Annotated in this window: 9 protein-coding genes; 4 read left to right on the top strand and 5 right to left on the bottom strand. The window is 40.7% G+C overall.

The annotated features are described in order from the left end of the window. The first annotated feature begins 21 nt into the window (after window positions 1-21). The 3 genes from JWQ54_RS10275 to JWQ54_RS10265 all read left to right on the top strand — a co-directional run bounded on the left by JWQ54_RS10275 (window position 22) and on the right by JWQ54_RS10265 (window position 6,673). On the top strand, window positions 22-1,356 hold the full coding sequence (locus JWQ54_RS10275) for a Gfo/Idh/MocA family oxidoreductase (protein WP_299584067.1): 1,335 nt from the start codon (window positions 22-24) through the stop codon (window positions 1,354-1,356). Between the two features lie 831 nt (window positions 1,357-2,187). Further along, complete coding sequence (locus JWQ54_RS10270; RefSeq protein WP_299584064.1) at window positions 2,188-5,136, top strand: TonB-dependent receptor; 2,949 nt, start codon at window positions 2,188-2,190, stop codon at window positions 5,134-5,136. Window positions 5,137-5,146: 10 nt separating this feature from the next. Continuing rightward, entirely contained in the window at window positions 5,147-6,673 is a 1,527-nt protein-coding gene (locus tag JWQ54_RS10265; protein WP_299584061.1) for a RagB/SusD family nutrient uptake outer membrane protein, read from the top strand. A gap of 92 nt (window positions 6,674-6,765) precedes the next feature. Here JWQ54_RS10265 and JWQ54_RS10260 read toward each other — a convergent pair whose 3' ends face one another. Beyond that, entirely contained in the window at window positions 6,766-6,906 is a 141-nt protein-coding gene (locus JWQ54_RS10260; RefSeq protein WP_299584058.1) for a hypothetical protein, read from the bottom strand. Between JWQ54_RS10260 and fucP the strand changes: the two genes are divergently transcribed. After that, the gene (fucP, locus tag JWQ54_RS10255) at window positions 6,905-8,140 is read left to right on the top strand and encodes an L-fucose:H+ symporter permease (RefSeq protein WP_299584055.1); all 1,236 of its coding nucleotides are present in this window, start codon (window positions 6,905-6,907) and stop codon (window positions 8,138-8,140) included. The two genes, JWQ54_RS10260 and fucP, sit on opposite strands and share 2 nt — an antisense overlap. Window positions 8,141-8,382: 242 nt before the next feature. On the opposite strand, the gene JWQ54_RS10250 is transcribed toward fucP, so the two are convergent. From JWQ54_RS10250 to JWQ54_RS10235, 4 genes are all read right to left on the bottom strand, one after another. Beyond that, window positions 8,383-9,999 (bottom strand): RagB/SusD family nutrient uptake outer membrane protein, encoded by a 1,617-nt coding sequence (locus tag JWQ54_RS10250; protein ID WP_299584053.1) that lies wholly within the window; start codon window positions 9,997-9,999, stop codon window positions 8,383-8,385. Window positions 10,000-10,025: 26 nt separating this feature from the next. Continuing rightward, window positions 10,026-13,235, bottom strand: coding sequence for a TonB-dependent receptor (locus tag JWQ54_RS10245; RefSeq protein WP_299584050.1), 3,210 nt, complete (start codon window positions 13,233-13,235; stop codon window positions 10,026-10,028). 548 nt (window positions 13,236-13,783) lie between these two features. Beyond that, entirely contained in the window at window positions 13,784-14,758 is a 975-nt protein-coding gene (locus JWQ54_RS10240) for a family 43 glycosylhydrolase (RefSeq protein ID WP_299584048.1), read from the bottom strand. A 13-nt stretch (window positions 14,759-14,771) separates the two neighbouring features. Then, entirely contained in the window at window positions 14,772-17,198 is a 2,427-nt protein-coding gene (locus tag JWQ54_RS10235) for a TIM-barrel domain-containing protein (protein ID WP_299584045.1), read from the bottom strand. Window positions 17,199-17,335: the final 137 nt, after the last annotated feature.

The raw sequence follows: 17,335 nt of genomic DNA, 5'->3' as shown, positions 1-17,335 counted from the left end.
CAACTAAATAACTATTAACATATGGAAAGAAGAGAATTTATCAAAGCAGGCGCAATAGCAGCAGCAGGATTTACAATTTTACCATCAGGCAGTCTTTTCGCTAACTCAAACGGAAAAGTACGGTTGGGTTACATAGGTGTAGGCGCCCGTGGAATGAGCCATATATCAGAAGGTTTATTACGTGACGATGTAGAGATTGTAGCCATTTGCGATATCCAGGAAAGATCATTAAAAAGATGCCGCGAGTATATTGCCAAAAAAGGCAAACCTGCGGCAAAAGAATACACCGGCGGATTAGATGCTTATAAAGGATTACTTGACAGAAAAGATATTGATGCCGTAATTATTGCCACACCATGGCAGTTCCACCACCCCCAGTCTATTGATGCTATGAAGGCCGGTAAATATGTGGGGTGCGAGGTAATAGCCGGTTTAACAGTTGATGAACATTGGGATATTGTACATACATCTGAAAAAACAGGCATCCCTTACATGACCTTAGAGAATGTTTGCTACCGCCGCGATGTAATGGCTGCTTTAAATATGTCGAGACAGGGTTTATTTGGCGAACTTTTACATGTTGAAGGCGGCTACCAGCATAACCTGCGCGGTGTTTTATTTAATGGCCCTGACGGCGTTACATTCGGACCAGATGCAACAAGCGAGGCACAATGGCGCACCCAGTTTAATATTGACATGGATGGCGACCTGTATCCAACCCATGGCGTGGGGCCGTGCATGCACTATGTTAATATCAACAGCGGAAACCGTTTTACCAGCATGTCATCATTCAGCTCAAAGGCAAGGGGCCTTGCTGCTTACGTAGAGGAAAAAGCACCCGGCAATAAAAATGCAAAGATCAATTATAAAGAGGGTGATATTGTACAAACCATGATCAATTGCGCCAATGGTGAAACTGTAATGCTAACTCACGATACCCATTTACCTCGTCCATATTCATTAGGTTTCAGGGTGCAGGGTACTAAAGGGCTTTGGATGGATGTTGCCAAAGGTGTTTATATCGAGCATCAAACAAAAGAGAATGAAAGCTGGGACCCGGCACAGCAATGGTTTGAAAAGTATGACCACCCGCTATGGAAGAAATACGAGACGTTTGCCGAAGGCGCTGGCCATGGTGGTATGGATTGGTTTGTTTTTAATGCCTTTATTGAATCGGTTAAACAAAAGAAACAAACGCCCATTGATGTTTATGATTCTATGACCATGAGCGTGATACTTCCACTATCTTCAAAATCAATAAAAGAAGGTAACGCGGTACAGGAGTTCCCTGATTTTACAAAAGGTAAATGGAAGGAACGTAAAAGTACTTTCGCGCTTGATGATAGCGGGTTTTAATAATTTACAAAGAGAGTTGATTTAGATTGATTGAGGTTACCTTGTGTAACACACCCGGAGGATTACCCACCTCCGGGATTTTTTTTATTTATCTGCTATCTTTATAGCAGCCTTTTAAAACCTGGTTTGTAACTCTAAAGCACCTTTTACCACAGCGTTGGGCTGGAGTACCTGTTCACAAAAGAAAACCGGCAGCAAACAGATGCACCTTTTTGAATTAAAGTACGGTTTGCTGCAATTACAGAAAATCAGTTTAGAAAAAATGGATTCAAAAAAGGTACCGGGCATTTCCGTAATGACGGACGGGACAAAAAATTTTCGCAGATTTTATACAACAAGGCACAACTATTTCTATAACACTGCTAAAGTTTGTAAACGTCCAAACCAATAAACCGCTGGTTGTTTCAATTTAATTGCCACAACAAACTTCTGCATAAATGTAATGGATAGCAGTCTGAACTCATGTATACTACTTGAGTGTGGCTTTTTTGCTTGGTAAAATATCCAACAAAATACACTAACCCTCCTTTTCTATCCTTATAAATTCCTTTGCAATGCCTTTTTAACTTATAAGCAAACGTTTGCGTAATATTTATTCAGGCATCAATCCAAATCAATTTCAACTTCCTTGTTTTAAAATAATGATACACTTGTTATCAAGTATTTACATTACAAACTATCAATTTTTACGCAAATCCAAAACAAACGTTTGCGTTGAGTTAAAGGCCCTAATAATTAGGCATTGCTTTAACACCTTCTTAACTTGAGATCGAATTAGCAGGTGCTGATTTATGTTATTTCACCTCTTTTAATCAACCAAATTTATACACTATGAACAAATTTTACAAAAGACAAGTGTTTTTAACCAGCTTGTTGTTAATGTTCTCAATAATGGCTTTAGCCCAGGTAAGGGTTACAGGTGTTGTGAAGGAAACAGATGGGCAGCCAATGCCCGCGGTTACTGTTACTATAAAAGGTACCACCAATGCCGTAAGTACTTCAGTTGACGGTAAATTTAGCATTAGTGCGCCAACCAATGGCGTTTTAACATTTTCGTTTATTGGTTACACTACAAAAGATGTTAGCATTAGTGGTAAAACCAGTTTAGAAGTGGTATTATCAACGGCATCAAAAACTTTAAACGAAGTTGTGGTTGTAGGCTATAGTTCTAAACAATTATCGCAATTATCCAGTTCGGTATCAGTTATCAGTGGTGATAAACTGCGGGATGTAACTTCTAATGATGTGGTAAGCCTGCTGCAAGGCAAGGCCCCGGGCGTGGTAGTTTCCTCGGCATCCGGCGATCCTACATCAACCTCAAGCATCCTTATCCGCGGAGCCAGCAGTATCAATGCCAGTACCAGCCCCTTAATTGTTGTTGATGGTAACATTGGCGGCACTTATAATGCTTCAGATGTAGAGTCGGTAACGGTTTTAAAGGACGCCGCTGCAACAGGCCTGTATGGCTCAAGGGCTGCTAACGGCGTTATTATCATAACCACCAAAATGGGCAAAGCCGGTCAAACAAAAATCGATGTAAGCTCTGTTGTTGGCTTTAATACAAAAACCACCGGTAATTTTCACCTGATGGACTCACAGCAATTGTATGATTATCAAAAAACTTTTATAAATCCTGATCCGTCTGTATTAAAGAACAATACAAACTGGTTCAACCTGGCATTCAGAACAGGTGTTACACAAAATCATACTTTATCTGTATCAGGGGGTACTGATAAAACACAGTATTATATTTCTGGCAACTACTATAATGAGCAGGGAACTTTAATTGATAATGGTAACAGAAATTATAACTTCCGCACAAATATTACTACTAAATTAAATGATAAGTTAAAGCTTAGCGTATTATTGAATACCATATATACCCAGCAAACTTATCCGACTGATAATTTACTTTACGATGCTTATTTAAACCTGCCTTACGACCCGGCATTTAATGCAGACGGCACCCCAACTGATGGCCGTACCTATCCCGGATGGCAGGGTCGCGACAAGGAAAACCCTTTGCAGGGATTGCAGTATAATTTTTCGAATAGCAGAAGCCTTAGCAACAACGGCGACTTAAACCTTGATTATAACATAACCAAACATTTAAGCTTTGCTACTTATAACAGGATAACGTTATATAATGATAAGTATATAACCTATTATGATGCCCGTACCAAATCGGGGGGCGCAAATTCAGGTGAGCTATACAACCAGGACGATTACAACAGCACGCTGTTAACTTCAAACAGGTTAAAGTATGATAATAGCTTCGGCCAGCATAATTTAAGCCTGTTGGCTGTAGGCGAAGGTCAGACCTATCATTCTGACAATGCATTGCTAAACGGTAAAGGCCTGCCTCCAGGGCGCCCGGTTATGTCAACAGCAACTGATATTATAAGTGCTCCAAGCGGAAGTACCAATGATTATAATTTTAGAAAATACCTGGGCCAGGCCGATTATAACTATGCCGGTAAATACTTTCTTGTAGGTTCATACGTGCATGAGTATTCATCACGTTTCGGGAGCAATAACCCGAGTGGTAACTTTTTTCAGGCTGGTACTTCATGGATCTTAACCAAAGAATCTTTCATGGATAATATTAAGCCCGTTAGCTTTTTAAAATTACGCGCCAGCTATGGTACAACGGGTAACGCCGAAATTGGTAATTACCAGGCATTAGGTTTATACTCCATTGATCAGTCTGCCAATTACGGCGGCATACCGGGAGCTTATCCTAACCAAAAGGCCAATCCGAATTTAACCTGGGAAAAAATAAAGACAGCCAACATCGGGCTCGACTTTGGTTTATTTAACCGAATTAATGTAAGCCTTGATGTTTATCAGAAAACATCCAGCGCATTATTATTCCAGGTTCCGCTGCCGGCAACCTCGGGCTATGATTACGAATTTGAAAACTTAGGCTCAGTTCGTAACAGGGGGCTCGAGATCAACGTAACCTCAAAAAACCTGGTGGGCGAATTTAAATGGGAAACCAATTTTAACATAGCCTTCAATCGTAATAAAGTAACTTCGCTTAACGCAGGTAAATCCGAGGTTAACCCCGCCGGGCCACTGCCAATTGCGGTCGGGCATGATATGAATGACTGGTATATGCCTATATGGGCCGGTGTTAACCCTGCAAACGGCGACCCCCAATGGGAGCAATTAGTTACTGACGCCAATGGCAAGGTTACTAAACAATTAACAAATTCATACGCCAATGCAACCAAACAATTTACCGGAACTTCTGCCTCGCCAAAATTTACAGGTGGGATAACCAATACCTTCGCCTATAAAGGATTCTCTTTAAGTACATTCTTTAATTTTGTTTACGGAAACAAAGTATACAATGATAGCCGGGTATATTTTGATAATGATGGGTTGTATGACAGCTACAATGCCATGGTTGCCCCAAGCGGATGGACACGCTGGCAAAAACCAGGTGATATAGCTACTGAACCTAAAGCGGTACAGGGAGGTAATAATAATTCAAACCAGCAGTCATCGCGCTATCTTGAAAACGGCAGCTACCTGCGCCTGCGTAATGTAACATTGGGATACCAATTACCAACAAACTGGATCAGCAGTTTAAAAATCAGAAGTGCCAGGATCTTTGTAAGCGGCGATAATTTGGTAACGTTCACAAAGTTCTCAGGGGTTGACCCCGAGGTTGATCTCAGTCCTGTTGTTGGTAATCGTGGAGCTGAAGGGTTATCAAGTTTTAAATACCCTATAAGCAGGAAGATATTATTTGGTATAAATGTTGGATTTTAATTAAAGAGCCATGAAAAATATAAAATATATAAAAATATTAATTACGATAGGCATTATGACCACACTGTTTGGTTCATGTAAAAAAGTTGAGCCTTCTACAGCAATTGATGAACAGTCGGCATTAACTAATCCTGCAGATATTTATACTTCCACAATAGGGAATTATTCTGAATTAAGAGATCCTAGTTATACCAGGAGCGGGCATTTCCTGATGGAGTACCCAAGTGATGATGTTGCACAGGGACAGCCTTCATCTGATGATCTTTCCAGGTGCTACAGGTATGTTACACAAATTCCTACAGGTGCTCACGCTACTGCTTTCTGGACAAAAGGTTATCACCTGATCTATGCTGCCAATAGAATTATAGGAGCCATATCCGATAACTCAACTTCTGATCTGAAGCTGTTAAAAGGTGAAAACTTATATATCAGGGCAATGGTTGATTTTAATTTAGTTCGGATTTTTGGCAGGCCATATCCCCAGGGCGACGGCAGCAATCCGGGTGTTCCGTTACTGACTGAAAATAGTACAGATACCTCGCCGGCCAGAAGCTCGGTAAAAGATGTATATGCCGCTGTTATTGCTGATCTTTTAAAAGCAGCCGACCTGATGACCCTTCCGGCAAACACCAATCCTAAAAGCAATATTTTTGCATCAAAAGAGGTTGCTTACGCGCTGTTATCACGTGTTTATTTGTACATGAATGATAATGCAAATGCTATTAAATATGCCGGCCTGGTGATTAATTCAGGCCGTTATACTTTATTACAGGGAAGCGCATACCAAAACTATTTTAGCAGCGTACCTGAGAATAATACCGAAACTATATTCTGTATCAGGCATACGAAAACACAAGACCAGGGCTTTGCCGCCATTGGTTCAATGTATTACAGCGGCCTTGGTCCTGATGGAACCAGCTCATTAACCACTCCGGGCGGACAAGGAAATACCGGCTGGGCAGAGATCTATGCTTCGCAAGCCTATGTAGCGGATCTTGATAAAAATCCGGCAGATCTTCGTCACAGTTTTATAGCCCCTTATACCATTAACGGCATTTTACAAATGAATAAAAAGCTTACACCCAATACCCCAATGTACTATATTACCAAGTACAGCTTCCAGGAAGGGATAGTAACACTAAGTTCGCCGGTTTACCTGCGCCTTGCAGAAATGTATCTGAACAGGGCTGAAGCTAATGCAAAGCTTGGAAACAGCCAGCTGGCATTGGATGATGTTAACGTTATCCGCACCCGTGCCGGCATTCCAACCCTTACCCTTTCTGGTGTAGGTACTGGAAATGTACTTGGTGCAGTGCTCGAAGAACGCAGGTTAGAGTTTGCCTTTGAAGGGCAGCGGTCGTATGATCTGTACAGGAATAATTTGCCTTTGATAAGAAATTATCCTGGTACACATTCATTGAACAATGTGCCAACAACAAATATTATGCAAACTATTTTACCTGCTGATCCAAGGGTTGTGTTTTATATTCCGCAAACAGAAATAGCCATAAATCCAAAACTTACCCAAAATCCATAATAATTTAATAATTTGTTTTTTCCAGGCCGCCTCATAAATAATATGGGGCGGCTTTTTATTTTCTCGATTTTAATTGTCATACCACGAATGGGTTAGCGCTGATTTGGCGCAGGCACTTTAACGGGCGTATTCAAACCAACAGGAAGCGTTTGATTTGAAAGAAAACTTATCCCATCCCTGTTTTTAAATAATATTTCGCTTAAATTCACCGCACCATTATAAAAATCTATCATGCAGCAAAAAGCAGCCTTTACCGAGAAGAAATTCGTTATAACCTTCATTTTTGTAACCTCCCTGTTTTTGATGTGGGGATTACTGCACTCCATGAGCGATGTGCTGAATAAGCATTTTCAAAATGTGCTCAATCTCTCCAAATCTCAATCAGGCTTAATCCAGTTCTCCGTTTTCGGGGCTTATTTTATTATGAGTATCCCTGCGGGTTATTTCTTAAAGAAGTTTGGTTATAAACCGGGTGTAATTCTGGGGTTGATTTTATTTGCCTCGGGTTTATTCTTGTTTGTACCTGCTGCCAACGCGGCCTCATTCACTTTTTTCAGGATAGCCTTGTTTATTATGGGTTGTGGCATGGCTACATTAGAAACTGTAGCGCATCCCTTTGCGGCCGCATTAGGTGATCAGCGCCGAAGCGACCAGCGGGTAAATTTTGCACAAACCTTTAATGCCGTGGGTACTATGATTGGTCCCGCTATTGGATCCTATTTCCTGCTGAGTTCTGATACCGTGCGCTCAACCGACCTTACCTCCGTAAAAACGCTATATGTAGCCATCGGCTGCGTAATTATCCTCATAGCGGTTGCCTTTATGTTTTTAAAAATCCCCGCTTTAACAGACCCGCATATCGAAGCCTCTGCAACAGATTTGGATGCTGTTAATGTAGATGCGGCACCGTCAAAAAAACTATACCAGCATTCACATTTTGTATGGGCGGTAGCAGCGCAGTTTTTTAATGTGGCGGCACAGGCGGGCACTTGGGCGTATTTCATTAACTATGGTGTTGATATTATGCATTTCAGCAATGAAAAGGCCGGGTACTTTATGATTGTTTTTATGGGGATGATGGCCTTAGGCCGTATTGTAGGTACTTCGTTAATGACCTATATTGCGCCAAATAAATTGCTGGCAGCATTTGCATGCGGCAGTATTTTAATGTGTTTAATAGTAGCACAAAGCTTAGGCTGGGCATCGTACATCGCCCTGCTCATGATCAACTTCTTTTTCAGCATTATGTTTCCTACTATTTTCAGTTTGGGAATCAAAAACCTGGGCAGTCATACACAGCAAGCTTCGTCCTTTATAGCCATGGGGGTAGTAGGCGGCGCGGTATTCCCAATATTGATGGGGCAAATAGCTAATCATGATGTAGCTAAAGCCTATTACTTACCTATAATTTGTTACTTGGTTATTTTCTTTTTTGGCTACAAGTTCTATAAAGTAAAAACAGCATAACAACCATTTGAATTTGTTGCCATAAAATAAAAAACGCTCCGGAATCTCACCCGGAGCGCTAAGTTACGAAAGTAACTATCAACGAAGCCGCAATCAAATATTACCGTATGAATGAAGCGGATCTTACTATTTAAAATAGTTAAAAAAGCGTATTTTCTGTATAATATATGTGCGCGCAATGGGCACAAAATTAAAATGCCCCCAAAACTAAAGTCAGGGGGCATTTTCTACACTATTATAAATTAATTGCCATAAGCCGGGTTTTGCGTTAAGTTTGGATTAAGGCCCCGCTCAATCTGTGGAATAGGATACAGATCGCGACCGGCAGGTATTGTTACACCATAAGTAGCCTTAACAAAATCAATAGCAACTCCAGCTCGCCTTAAGTCGTAAAAAGTAGAGTACTCACCCGAAAGTTCGTGCCTGTACTCGCTATATACCATCGGCAGTGGGTCAGTTATAGGGGTGGTTTTATCGCCATCAACCATAACAGCTGGTGCTACCCCACCCCATGCACGGTCTCTAACTAACTTCAACGATGCCAATCCTCCGGCAACATCTCCTGTCCTTATCTGGCATTCAGCTTTACTTAACAGGATTTCTGCATAACGTAACAAGATCTGGTTCTGTGCACCAAAAATTGTTGAATTGCCTGAATTTGCATCAAGCGTTGGGTCGCGCCACATTTTTTCACAGTAATAACCTGTGCGCAATTGTGTATTGTCTGATCCCAACCAAGGTTTGGTTTTGGTTCCACACGTGTTAATGATCTTTCCATCATCACCTATATAACGCGGATCACCTGCAGCAAAACCAGCTTTAACCAATGGGTAGCCCGCAATGCCACCTCTGCCAATAATACCGGGGCTTATATTGGGGTCGCCGGGGCCAATAACAGTAGCCAGTTTGCGCTTATCGCCGGCCTGGTAAGACGTATATAATTCAGGGCTTGCATAATCATAGCCAAAGTTTGATATTTCTTCGGGCCAGCTAAAATCAGAGATCCAGGCTACTTCGTTACCTGCACCCCAGCTCTGGGTTCCTGCAACGTCAAACTGAACTTCAAATATAGATTCAGGACTGTTCTGATGATCATATTCGTTAACATCAATAAAATTTGGCAGCAACGTATACTTTCCGTTTATCTGGTTAAAAGATGCTAAAGCTGCTGCATAATCCTTAACCCACATTTCAGCAGCGCCTTCAAAACTATATGCCGCGCCCTTTGTGGCCCGGCCCAATTCACTGGCAGGCAGGCCTTCTTTCCATGGCAATAAGCTTGCGGCGGCTTTCATGTCTGATATCACCTGTTTAAATACCTCATCCTGCGTATTCCTGGGCCTTAAACCAAGGTTAGCCCCGGTTGTTAGCTCTAAAGGTACCGCGCCAAAACTTGCACCAAGATAATAATAGGTCATTCCGCGTAAAAAATAAGTTTCCCCGGTCAGGCGGTTTGCCAAATCTGTAGTAAGTACCCCCCTGGCTTTCATATCTGCAATAATTGGCAGTGCTGAGTTTGCGCGCGCTATACCAACATAAGCACGTGTCCAAAAGGTTTCGATCGCTGAAAAATCCGCTGGAATTGCATAGGTATTATAAAACCGGTCATTCCCCCAGTTAAAAAAATCGTGCGATTGAAAATTGGCATAATACCAAATCGACTTCTTTAACAAATCAGCGTTCTGGTAAGTATCATAAATTGAATTTATCAGCGCTACCCCATCAGCCGCTTTATTAAAAAAAGCATCTGCAGTAGTCTGCTGCGTGTTTGTTTGATCCAGAAAGTTCTTTTTACAGGCCAGCGGGACCATCAATGCCGCTATCAGGACGAGTAATGAATATTTTATATTTAGTTTCATATCTTTAAGTTTTATCTATCTCTTTATTAAAACGTTACATTTATTCCCAGTGTGTAAAATTTAGATGAAGGATACGTGCCTTCGTCTACACCTGATGCGGTTGCACTTGCCTGGGAAGAACCGGTTTGCGGGTTTGTACCTGTTGCATTTCCAATTTCAGGATCAAGACCGCCGTATTTTGTAATAGTGAACAGGTTTTGCGCAGAAAAGTATAACCTTATTTTTGTTACCGCAATTTTTTTCACCAGGTCTGCCGGTAAAGCATACCCTAGTGTTATATTTCTTAATCGCAGGTAACTGCCATTTTCAACATACTGACTTGATGCAACGTTATTACCACTAACATCATCATTGTATGTAACCCGTGCATAACGGTTTGAAGGGTTAGCGGGTGTCCAATGGTTCAGGTAATAATCTAACCCCACGTTTTCAACTCCAACAAAACCCGGAGCCTGGAAACTTTCAAGGTTTCTTTGCTGGTAGTTAAATATTTTATTGCCATAAGTACCGTAGAAATATGCGTTAAAATCAAATGCCTTGTAAGATAGGTCCAGGTTTAAACCACCATAAAATTTGGGGATGGGGCTACCCAAACTTGTCCTGTCAGACGGGGTTATCTGGCCATCGCCATTTGTGTCTTCGTAATAACGATCACCCGGCTGAGTTGTTGCTTTCTGATAATAAGGGGTGCTTGGATGCTGAGCTGCTGCCTTTGCATTTAATGCATCAATCTGGCCCTGCGACTGGAAAATGCCAAGAGATTTATATCCGAAAAATTCGCCAACAGGCTGCCCTATATTTGTTTCACTAAAGGTGCTCCAGCCATCAGCTGTTAAACCGCCCAATGTAACAAGGTTATTTATAAAACTGGTGTTTTTGTTGATGCTCAAAAGCTTATTAGTAACAGTTGTAACAGACAAGCCTGCACCATATCTAAAATCCTTTGCGCTATGGTTATAATTTAAGGCAAATTCAAAACCTTTATTATCAATGCTGCCAACATTTTGAGTTGCATAGGCAAATCCTGTTTGAGTAGCTGTAGGAAGAGTTAACAAGAAATCTTTAGATTTTTTGTTATAATAATCAACCGTAAACGTAAGATCGCCATGTAAAAAGGCTATGTCCATGCCTATATCGGTTTGTTTGTCAGTTTCCCATTTCAGGTTTGGGTTCTCCAATTGAGTAAGGGCAATTCCCGGCTGATAAATCTTATTAAATGCATAACCTACGTTATTGCCCGAGCTGGCCGGACCGCCTGATGTATAGAGCGCTGCATATTGAAACAGACCAATTGAACCCTGGTTACCTACCTCACCGTAACTACCTCTGAACTTTAGATCAGAAATCCAATCGACGCTTTTTAAGAATGATTCTTCCTTGGCTTTCCAGGCTATAGCACCCGATGGAAATACGCCATATTGATGGCCCTTATCAAACTTTGAAGATCCGTCCCTTCTTACAGTACCGGTTATAAGATACCTATCATTAAACTTATAGCTTAACCTTGCAAATTGTGATGCAAGTGAATAGGTTTGCTGGTTACCAAAGGCGGTAAGGTTTTGAACCTGGCCTAAATCTCTGATAGCATTATTAGGCAAATTATTTCCGCTGCCGCCTACCTGCCTGAAGGTGTTTTCCTGCTCAGAAACACCACCTACAAAATCTATATTGTGTTTGCCAAAAGTTTTGTTGTATGATATGGTGTTTTCCCACAACCATTCAAAGGTATTATTGGCACTTTGAGAATAAACACTCAGCTGATTTGCCCCGCCCAGACCATATTGATCATTTGAACGATTATCCTGAGGCTGAAAATAATAACCTGAAAAATCGCTGGTGTTTACACCTGCGTTGGTCTTAATTTTAAGGCCGTCAATAATAGTGGCTTCCAGTGAAGAGTTTGCCAAAAAGTAATTATTTAAGTTTTTGTAATCATTAGTTTCGATATTATAAACCGGGTTACCCCAGCTTTTGGTATATATGTTTACGGGGTTATAAAAGCCATAATTACCATTAGCATCTTTAATTTGATTGGTAAATTTATTACCTGTGATAGTAGGGATCAGTTCCGTCAACTGCTGTAATGAACCTGTTCCATACGGGTTATTTTGATCCTGCCGTGAATATTTAGCACTTGATGAAGACTTAAGCCAACTATTAATGCTGTAATCTACATTCATACCCAGGTTAAGCCTTTTAAAATATGAACCCAAAACTATACCCTTTTGGTTATAATAGCCGGCTGAAAATGCTGTCTGAACTTTATCATTCCCTCCACGGATAGCCAGGTTATAATTTTGTTTTAACCCATTGCGATAAACCGCATTCTGCCAATCAACATTAGTAAGTGATGCCGGATCGCTCCACTCGGGCAATTCATTAAAACCGCCTTCTACTGCATGGTCTTCGTTAGCCAGTGTGGCCCATTGATTAGCATTAAGTACCTTATATTGCTTCGGTTTAGTTTGTAATGATGCATATGCATCAAGAGAAACCTGCACGCCGTTTTTCCGGCCTTTTTTGGTAGTAACGATCACTACACCATTTGCCGCCCTTACACCATAAATAGCAGTGGCTGATGCATCTTTCAATACATCAATGGTAGCAATGTCATTAGGGTTGATATTATTAAGCCCGCCAGATATCGGGTAACCATCAACAACGTATAAAGGGTCATTATTGGCGAGGCTGCCAACACCGCGGATTACTACGCTAACGCTATTGCCCGGAGCACCGTCATTATTGGTAACCTGCACGCCTGCAGCACGGCCCTGTAAAGCCTGATCTAACGACGTAACGGGTATTTTCGCGATAGTTTCAGCATTAACTGAACTGATAGAACCTGTCAGATCCTTACGCTTGGTTGTACCGTAACCTACTGATACTACTACCACCTCATTTAAATTGCTTACAGTAGCTGCCAACTTAACATTGTAAACACTACCGCTGCCTACCGGAATCTCCTGGGATAAATAACCGACGAAACTAAAAACCAGCGTTGAGTTATCCGGAACTGATAATTTAAAGGAACCATTAACATCAGTAACCACACCGATTGACGTTCCTTTAACCTTAACACTTGCGCCCGGGATGGCGAGGCCATCTGCCGTGGTTACACTACCTGTAATCTGCCGTGTTTGGGCAACGACTGCATAACAGGTAAATAAAGTCAGCAAAAAAACGAGGAGCGCCTTTTTGCAACTATTGAGTTTGTAAAACAGTAAATCTTTCTTCATTTTGGTTCATTTAAGATTAAATTTTAATTATAAAGGTTGGTTATCACCGTATTATAATGCTGCAGGCTTACGAGTTTATTTAAATCGAAAACCATAGGTATGACAAATTTTAACTATGTGGATTTCTAATCCTCGCCTACTTCAAATAGTAGCCCGCATTTATATAATTGGTTATTTTATAAATTTATACAGGATAGGATAAAAGGGATAACACTATTGATAACGATTATAGCACAAATGTTAATCAGATTTAATATGACTGATAATCAATTAATTACATGAATTTTTATCAAAATTTCATTACTAAATGCTATAATAATCATAACTTAATTTATCATTATTGGCATAGTAAATAATAGTATGGCTATGTTGATATTATAGGTTATCGTTCTGCGGCGAAGCTGGTTAATTTATGTTGAACCGGATATCGGGAATTAAATCCCAGTTAAAACGAAGAAGATTTGCACTAAAGGCACTATTATATTTGTGAGGTGTTGAGCGTGGCCTGGCATCTAAACAATAAAATCAAACTCACATTGTTTATTCCATTAAAAGCTTTTTATGCCTGTTGGTTTAACTTTTAAAATATTCCCTTGCGGGTCAAAGTTCAAACTATCCAGGCATAGCTCTCGCAATACATATTCTTTTTTTTGCGGATGGATGCGATGGTACAAAATGTAGTATTGTCCATTTTTTTTAAAAACGCTATGGTGGCCAGGCCCTACGGTTGTGCTATCTGAACTGCTTGAAAGTATTGGATCATTTTTTCCTTCGGTCCATGGGCCAAAAGGGGTTTTGCTTACCGAATACCTGATTTGATAAGTAGCATCTATTGCCTTGCCGTATGAGTACATTAAATAATATAAGCTGTTTCGCTTAACCATATGTGGTGCTTCGAAATAATGGGGCGGGGTAATATCTGCAGGTTCCCCATCAAATGTTACCATGTCTTTTTTCAACTTCACCGCCATGCAATGCCCGTTCACCCAGTTAAAACCCGACCCCCAATATAGATAAGCCTGTCCATCCTGATCAATAAAACAATCCGGATCGATATTATGAACTCCCGGGTATTTGTTCCCTGCCACTAAAGGGGTATTATCGGCCTTTGCATTTTTCCATGGACCAAGTGGTTTGTCACTTACTCCCACCCAAACCTCACTGCCTACTGCAACATACATATAAAATTTGCCGTTTGCTGCCTTTCTTACAGATGGCGCCCATACCATAGATCCATTGGAAGTTGCACTTGTGCAGGCTTCTTTTGTTGGCCAGTTGATATGTTTGGTTTCAAAATTTATAAAGTCCCTGGTTACCAGAACGCCCAGTTCATTGCCGCCCCAGGGATCAATTGTAGCATAGATATAGAAAGTACCCTTATCTTTTATTATTGCAGGATCAGCATAATAGCCTTTAACTATTGGATTATTGATAAGTTCTTTTTGAGCGTATGCTATTTGCGAAAAATTAAAAACCAGGACAATTATTATAGATTTTATTATATGATTTTTAATGACGCTCATAAACTTCAATTTGCTATAACTTAACAATCATTGCCTTGCCAATATAGCTAATACTTTTATCTGCTTTATTACTGATCCCGATATTTTCGCCATGCCCTTCTTTTACCAAAACGATATTGAAAGTATGCTTTTTTACCATACCCGGAAAACTACCTTTACGGTCAGTGATGGTTAACTGACGCGTTTTATCATTCCATTTAAAACTGAACGTTGATGAATTACCTTTTTCGTAATTATAGTTATCGTTCTCATCTTCATAAAACTTAAACTCTCCGTTAGCACCGGGGTAAATCCGCAGCTCAATTGCACCGGCCGGTTTTTCGGTAGCATATTCAACATTTGGCCCCATAGGCACTACAGAACCTGCTTTAACATAAAGCGGCATGGTTTCTATTGGCGCATCAGCATCAATGGTTTGGCCGCCATTTAGCATTTCACCTGTCCAAAAATTAAACCACTTGTTTCCTTTTGGCAAATACACTTTTCTGGTTTTTGTTTGAGCACTTGCATTATTGCTTGAGTAAAATTGCTGAGTTACCGGGTTAACCAAAAAAGCGGGACCAAACATGTACTGATCAGGAATGTTATAAACGTTTTTATCGTTTCTGAAATCAAAGGCAAGGGAACGCATTATGGTATAATTTTCGTTGGTAACCTTAGCGGCCAGCGAGTAGGTATATGGCAGCAAACGATACCGCAGCTTATCATAATTTAGCAGGATGGCTTTGGTTTTATCATCCCAGTTTTTTGAAAATAAAGCCCTTTCACCTTTACCATGGATGCGCATTATCGGGCTAAATGTTCCGAACTGGAACCAGCGCGTAAACAGCTCACGGTATTTTGGAAGCGACCAATCAGGAATACCATCTTTATCTACTCTTGACAGATAGCCTCCGATATCTGAGGTCCAGTAAGGAATCCCGGATACGCAGGCATTAATGCCCTGCGGGATTTGATTTCGTAAGGAAGCGAAAGTACAGGTGATATCAGACGACCATAATGTAGCCGCATTACGTTGCTCGCCGGCAAATGACTGACGGATAAGCAAAACAGCACGTTTGCCCGGAATATCCTTACGCCACCCTTTGTAAAGCCCTTTAGAATGCTCCAATGAATAGGTATTGAAATAATCTATCCCCTTACCTACAGAAAAGTCAGCTTTACGGCGCACATCAAGTAAGCTGCCATTGTCAGGTTCACATTGGTCAACCCACCATGCATCCCAGCCATAGCGTTTTACAACGCTGTCACGGGCTTGCTCCCAGTACCTGTCTCTTGCTTTAGGATTATGAGCATCGTAATAAGTATCAAAAGTATGAGTAACAAAATTGTCCCATGTAATGCTGGTTAAAAAGCCTTTGCTTTTTAAGTCATCGAAATCTTTAGTACCGCTTCCAAATACCGGCCAGATAGAGATCATGGCATGCATGTTTGCTTTATGCAATTCATCTATCATTGCCTTCGGATCAGGGTATCTTTCAGGGCTCATGACATGAGACCCGATTGGCAACGGCGACCACCAGTACCAATCCTGCACTATCGCATCAACAGGGATATGGTTTTTACGATAATTATCTTTAACACCAAGGATCTCCCCTTGCCTGGTGTACTTATCTTGCGATTGAAATAATCCGAACGACCATTTTGGATACATTGGGGCCTTGCCTGTGGCGGTTCTGTACAGATCAATAATATGATCGAAATCAGGCCCGTAAAAAAAGTAATAGTCTACCATTTTACCACTTTCTGATATGTATTTATATTGGGTGTTATCAGCCTCGGCACCATAAAAATTTGATGCAGCATAATTGTCCCATAACAAACCATAGCCTTTGTTTGATAACATAACCGGAATTGCTCCCGTCATGTATTTTATTAGCATTTCCTGGTTGCGCCCTTTGTAGTTGATAGAGAGCGAATCTTCAGGATGGCAGCCTAAGCCAAAAAGCGCTTCATCGGCCGGTGAGTTAAATTTAGTAGTGCAATTATAGGTGGCGATCCCAGCTATGGTTGCCGGTTCCATGCTTTTGTTTTCAACACCTTCTGAGGTTATAACTACTCCACTTTTGTCGCTATAAGTTATAGCATTCGTGGTTTTATTAATTGTGATATTAAGTTTTGATGTGGAAACAATGATTTGTCCACCGCGCTCTGAAATAGTGAATGAGGCTTTCTCTTTCCATGTATTATTCACAACCAAAGAGTTTTTTTGAGGGAAGGCATCAAGAATAGTGTACTTAACTTCTATGATATCCGCTTTACAAACCCGTATATCCATTAAACCCTTGTCCAGCTTAAAAACAACGCCATTCGCATTTTTAGTGTAAGAAATTACCGAGGCTTTAGTTGAATGTGAGGCTGCCAGGCTAATTATTAAAAGTGCGGCTAATTTTAAAAGTAGTGTTTTAGTTGAATGTCTTTTCATTTGTATCCTATTCATATTTACAAGCTGTGCATTTTTAAATTTCTGCTTTACCCAGAGGCTAAAACTACTGCCGTTTTTTAAAAACAAATAACAACATTGATAATATGTATAATACAAATGTTTACTAAAGGCAAAATTTTGTTGTTAAACAG

The organism is Mucilaginibacter sp., assembly GCF_028288225.1.
GTDB lineage: Bacteria > Bacteroidota > Bacteroidia > Sphingobacteriales > Sphingobacteriaceae > Mucilaginibacter.
The sequence above is the reverse complement of the archived record's forward strand: the minus strand, read 5'-3'. Positions and strand labels throughout refer to the sequence as shown.

Bases quoted from the DNA above. Each gene is read 5' to 3' on its own strand.
- JWQ54_RS10275 (WP_299584067.1), top strand. From the start codon at position 22: ATGGAAAGAAGAGAATTTATCAAAGCAGGCGCAATAGCAGCAGCAGGA.
- JWQ54_RS10270 (WP_299584064.1), top strand. From the start codon at position 2,188: ATGAACAAATTTTACAAAAGACAAGTGTTTTTAACCAGCTTGTTGTTA.
- JWQ54_RS10265 (WP_299584061.1), top strand. From the start codon at position 5,147: ATGAAAAATATAAAATATATAAAAATATTAATTACGATAGGCATTATG.
- fucP (WP_299584055.1), top strand. From the start codon at position 6,905: ATGCAGCAAAAAGCAGCCTTTACCGAGAAGAAATTCGTTATAACCTTC.
- JWQ54_RS10260 (WP_299584058.1), bottom strand. From the start codon at position 6,906: ATGATAGATTTTTATAATGGTGCGGTGAATTTAAGCGAAATATTATTT.
- JWQ54_RS10250 (WP_299584053.1), bottom strand. From the start codon at position 9,999: ATGAAACTAAATATAAAATATTCATTACTCGTCCTGATAGCGGCATTG.
- JWQ54_RS10245 (WP_299584050.1), bottom strand. From the start codon at position 13,235: ATGAAGAAAGATTTACTGTTTTACAAACTCAATAGTTGCAAAAAGGCG.
- JWQ54_RS10240 (WP_299584048.1), bottom strand. From the start codon at position 14,758: ATGAGCGTCATTAAAAATCATATAATAAAATCTATAATAATTGTCCTG.
- JWQ54_RS10235 (WP_299584045.1), bottom strand. From the start codon at position 17,198: ATGAATAGGATACAAATGAAAAGACATTCAACTAAAACACTACTTTTA.